Annotated in this window: 1 protein-coding gene; it reads right to left on the bottom strand. The window is 45.6% G+C overall.

The window, feature by feature from the left end; genetic code table 11:
* On the bottom strand, positions 1–358 hold a 358-nt coding region (locus tag ON062_RS13665; RefSeq protein ID WP_274647692.1), incomplete at its 3' end, for a hypothetical protein.
* Positions 359–401: the final 43 nt, after the last annotated feature.

The raw sequence follows: 401 nt of genomic DNA, 5'->3' as shown, positions 1-401 counted from the left end.
TCCTCACAAACAATACCAGTGCACCCCAAGGTGATTTACTAGGCCTTATGAACCCTTTCTCTAACAAATCTTTCAATTGTTCCTTTAGCTCTTTCAACTCCACCGGGGCCATTCGATAAGGAGGGATGGAAATAGGCTGAGTAACCAAAAGTAGGTCTATACCGAAATCAATCTCCCTTTCAGGAGGGACACCGGGGAGTTCATCGGGAAAGACATCAGGGAACTCAGCAACTACCGGAACTAACTCAATAGGAGAGGATTTAGACTCAACATCCCTAACCCGCACCAGATGATAGATGCAACCTTTGGAGATTAGCTTTCGGGCTTTGAGGCACGAAATGATTTTACCCTTGACCACCGAATCACGACCTTCCTATTCAAGGACAGGTTCATTTGGGAAT

Origin of the sequence: Microbacterium sp. C7(2022), assembly GCF_028823665.1 — a bacterium.
Lineage (GTDB): Bacteria > Actinomycetota > Actinomycetes > Actinomycetales > Microbacteriaceae > Microbacterium.
Note: the sequence above shows the minus strand (reverse complement) of the source record. Positions and strands in the feature narration are given on the sequence as shown.